The organism is Carboxydocella sp. JDF658 (assembly GCF_002049395.1).
In the GTDB taxonomy this organism is placed as follows: domain Bacteria; phylum Bacillota.
Window position 1 is genome coordinate 1 of record NZ_BDLR01000202.1, and the last position, 4002, is coordinate 4002.

Below are 4002 nucleotides of genomic sequence, written 5' to 3' on the forward strand. Positions count from 1 at the left end.
GCACTGGTTATAGGTCGTCGGGCAATGGGGTTCAGGGAACGGGTGACTGAAGAACTCAGGCAACTGGTATCGCAAATCAAGCAAAACCTGACCCGGAAGGATAATCCTGATAGACCTGGGGAAGGAAAAGGGATGACCCGTGGGGTCAGGGCCTGCTTGAGGCAGCTGGAGGAAAAGTTTCCTGTGCATAACGGGCTTGCCCAGAGTGAGCAGGAGGCGTATAACTCCGTCTGGCCTGACCTGAAGTTATTGGCCCTGTCCGTACGGTGACCCCGTTTAGCCGGTGTCGGAGAAACCGGTAGGCGTCTTAACAGGACGCGGGAGGCGGAGTTATACTCTCACCGGGAGGTCAGCATAAACCGGTGCAGTACTCCCGTCCGGGTGGAACTCCCGGGCCGAGGTCCCCTGTCGCCCTGCCCCGCGGGGGCAAATCAAGTATTCGGAAAGGAGGCGAAAGCCTGGTCTGGGGGCCAACTTGGCTGAAAATAAAAACAGTCAAGTTTTTTGAACCAGGTTCCAGAAAAATGAACAAAGAACGTGATGACAATCCCCATTATAAGTGTCCCGATTGCAATCAGGCCATCTATACCCGTCATTGCCTGCCCTGCATTCTCGGCACCCAGGGTCCCGTTACCCGCTGTGAAGCCCAGCTTTTCTGCGAAATCGCTCACCGTTTGCGTAAGGAGGTGGTGAAAGCCTGTGACTTCGAGCAACTGGCTCAGGTAGTGCGGCTGGCCAACAGCTTCCTCCTGGCCAGTGCAGCCAAAGAAAAAGCTATCGCCACTTTGATTGCAGCTACCAGAGAACCCGAAGAGCACGAACATGAGTGTTTTCCTTGTTCTTTTCCCAAATGCTAAGCGATAAAGAGGTAGTGGAATGAGCTATCCAACTGCCCCTGCTGATTATTCCTCCACCAGTAAAAGAAAAACATAACGTAAAATGGCCTTGCCCATAGCTGTCAGCGGCACCGCCAGCAACAGCCCCCATAACCCGGCCAGTTCACCACCGGCCAGCAAGGCAAAAATAACGGTGAGGGGATGCAAGTTCAAAGCATCTCCTAAAATTTTGGGGGAAAGCAGATGGGCTTCGATTTGCTGGATTACCAGAATCGCCAGAGTAGCTGCCACTGCCTTGGACCAGCTTATCTGCAAGGCCAGTACTACTGCCGGTATCCCGCCCAGAATGGGACCAAAAAAAGGAATCAGGTCCAGAATTCCAGCCACTACCCCCAGGAAAAGTGCATAAGGAACCCCTAATAGCAGCATGGCCAAACCCGTTAACAGACCTACCAGCAGGCAAATCAACAAATGTCCCCTGATAAATTTTTTCATAATCTGGTCCAATTCGGCCAGCAGAGCTGCTACATGGAATTGGGCGATCCGCGGTAGCAATCGCTCCCAGCCCTGAAGCAACTGGTTCCAATCCAGTAAAAAGTAAAAAGCCAGGATAGGCAAAATCAAAAATGTGCCAACTTGCCCGGCCAGAGCCAGAATTCCGGCTGCCCCCTGGGCCAGCCAGCCTTCCACCTCTTTCTGCGCCAGGGCCAGACGGCTACTTAGAACCTTCTGCACTTCTGCCGGCAAGCCCGCTCCATCCAGGCGCTGTAACCAGGTTTGCCAGAAACCTTCCCATCTGGTCCAGATCCGGGGCAATACTTCCCCTACCTGACTGAGTTCCCGCAGAAAAGCAGGCAGGAGAAAAAAGGCGCCTGCCAGCACCAGGGTCGCCATGGCAAGATAGAGGACAATCAGAGCCTGCAAACGGCTCAAGCCCTTCTCTTCCAGCTTGTCTACCAGCGGTCCCAGCAAATAGGCCAGCAGCCAGCCACCAGTAAACAGCAGCAAAACTTTTCTGATGGTCCAGAAAAAAAAGAGCGCCGCCAACAGCATTCCAATCAGGAAACTGCGGCGGGCGATTATTTTAACTCTGTTCATTTGCCATCACCGGTTTTAGTCCAGAATGTTTTTGATATCCCTGACACCGTCCCGCACATCATTGACCATTTTGGCTGCCCGGGCTGTAACCCGCCGGGTTTTTCCCAGCAAAGTTCGTTTGGGAGTGGGTTTCAGCTGTGGTCCGGCTACTAAACCGATGATTGCTCCCAGCACACTTCCAGCAACCAGCCCATTCCAGAAACTTCTGGCCATAGAAAACACCTCCTCTTAGAGATAAGGCTCGGCCAATTCTTCCTCCCAGGCCATGAGACTACCATCTTCCGCAACATCGTAAACCTGGATTTCATTACCCTGGCGGCGAAACTCCACAAAACAATCCCAGCAATAATACTGGTCCACTCCCACTTTCCCGGTGCTTTTTCCACCACAAACGGGACAAATCATAAGAATGACTCCTTTCTCTCTTCAGGTTTCATTCATAGTTTGACCCGCTTTTTCACTTTCTAACCATACCAGATAGCCATTTTCCCAGGTCAATTGCTGCCATGGAATCTCCCGCCGTCCCTGCCACAAATCATCAAAAATAGTCTGGGCCAGTTCAATCCCCTGCACTGTTCCGGTAGTTTTATCCAGAATCAGATCCCCTACCTGTCCGATTTCCTGTTTTTGTTGATCGAGCAGAGTTTGTTCCAGCCAGGCCGGACAGGGTACTGGACAGGACGCCAGGGCTTCCCCTGCGATTTTAATGCCCTCATCCGTACAAGCAACAATTTGTTCCCAGGTAAACCATTTATCATCAGAAATAGCCAGCGCCCGCAGTTTTCCCTCTTCATCCACAGCCAGTTCCCGTACTCGCCCCAGCATTTCTCCCGCTTGATTGTACAGGGGTAAGCCTGTCAGATGGCGGCCCCGGCAAAGATTTTTTGCCATCCTTTATCCCTCCGGTTTCTGTTAGTATGTGCAGAAAGCAAGGGTTTTAAAAAGAAAAACTGCCGGTACTGCGGCAGTTTTATGGTTTGCATATTTGCAGAGGAAGTTTTCTAATTACTCCACCGCCTAACACATACTCCCCTTGATAGAACACCACTGCCTGTCCCGGGGTAATTGCCCGCTGCGGCTCCTTAAATTCCACCAGTACCCGGTCACCATTGCCTGCCTTCTCTCCCAGAGGACGTACCAATGCAGGTGCCGGTCGGGCAGCATAGCGGATTTTGGCCTCCACTTCCACAGGTTGGTTCAGGACGGGCAGGGAAATCAGGTTCAGCTCATCGGCAACCAGCCGGTCCGAATACACTTCCTCCCCTTCCCCCAGAATCACTGCATTCCGTTCCGGATCGATATCCACCACAAACATGGGCTTACCCAGGGCAATGCCCAGCCCTTTCCGCTGTCCAATGGTATAATGGACAATTCCTTTGTGTTGTCCCAGCACCCGGCCCTGGCGGTCCAGGAAAGGTCCAGGCTTGATTTGCTCACCCAGCTTTTCCTCAAGAAAAGCGCCATAATCATCATCTGGCACAAAACAGATTTCCTGGCTTTCCGGCTTGTTGGCCACCGGCAATTCCAGCTTTCTGGCCAGTTCCCGGGTTTGTTCCTTCACCATTTCCCCCAGGGGAAAGAGGGTATGGGCCAGCTGCTCCTGGGTAAAGGTGTACAGCACATAGGACTGGTCCTTGCGCTGATCCACCCCTTTGCGCAACAGCCAGCGCCCCCTCTGTTCATCATATTCCCGGCGGGCATAATGGCCGGTCGCGATATAGTCAGCTCCCAGAGCCCGGGCCTTGCGCAGGAAGGCTTCGAATTTGATTTCCTTGTTACAGGCAATACAGGGATTGGGGGTTTCCCCCCGCAAATAGGACTGACAGAAATAATCGATTACCTTTTCAGCAAACAATTCCCGAAAGTTGAGGACATAAAAGGGTATCCCCAGTTTGTCACAAACCCGGCGGGCATCATTGATGGAGGAAAGAGAGCAGCAACCCCCGTAATCCTCATCTTCAATTTCCCGCGGGGATATTTGCAGGGTTATGCCGATAACATTATATCCTTGCTCTTTTAAAAGAGCGGCCGCTACCGAACTGTCCACGCCTCCGCTCATGCCAACCGC

Annotated in this window: 6 protein-coding genes and 1 pseudogene; 2 read left to right on the top strand and 5 right to left on the bottom strand. The window is 52.5% G+C overall.

Annotation, left to right across the window (positions count from 1 at the left end; all coding sequences use genetic code 11):
- Window positions 1-270: pseudogene (locus tag JDF658_RS13640) on the top strand (IS200/IS605 family accessory protein TnpB-related protein); the annotation flags it as partial.
- 254 nt (window positions 271-524) lie between these two features.
- The gene (locus JDF658_RS13645) at window positions 525-857 is read left to right on the top strand and encodes a hypothetical protein (RefSeq protein WP_079933601.1); all 333 of its coding nucleotides are present in this window, start codon (window positions 525-527) and stop codon (window positions 855-857) included.
- 45 nt (window positions 858-902) lie between these two features.
- On the opposite strand, the gene JDF658_RS13650 is transcribed toward JDF658_RS13645, so the two are convergent.
- The 5 genes from JDF658_RS13650 to mnmA form a co-directional block, all read right to left on the bottom strand.
- A complete protein-coding gene (locus JDF658_RS13650) occupies window positions 903-1934 on the bottom strand; it encodes an AI-2E family transporter (RefSeq protein ID WP_079908018.1) in 1032 nt (343 codons plus the stop codon).
- 15 nt (window positions 1935-1949) lie between these two features.
- Window positions 1950-2147 carry a hypothetical protein gene (locus JDF658_RS13655; RefSeq protein ID WP_079908019.1) on the bottom strand — a complete coding sequence of 66 codons (198 nt, stop codon included), beginning with the start codon at window positions 2145-2147 and terminating at the stop codon, window positions 1950-1952.
- A 15-nt stretch (window positions 2148-2162) separates the two neighbouring features.
- Complete coding sequence (locus JDF658_RS14650; protein ID WP_174183020.1) at window positions 2163-2339, bottom strand: hypothetical protein; 177 nt, start codon at window positions 2337-2339, stop codon at window positions 2163-2165.
- Window positions 2340-2360: 21 nt separating this feature from the next.
- Window positions 2361-2825, bottom strand: a complete 465-nt coding sequence (locus tag JDF658_RS13660) for a PRC-barrel domain-containing protein (RefSeq protein ID WP_079908021.1) — start codon at window positions 2823-2825, stop codon at window positions 2361-2363.
- Window positions 2826-2904: 79 nt separating this feature from the next.
- Window positions 2905-4002, bottom strand: a 1098-nt coding sequence (gene mnmA, locus JDF658_RS13665) for a tRNA 2-thiouridine(34) synthase MnmA (RefSeq protein WP_079908022.1), incomplete at its 5' end; no start/stop codon positions are given.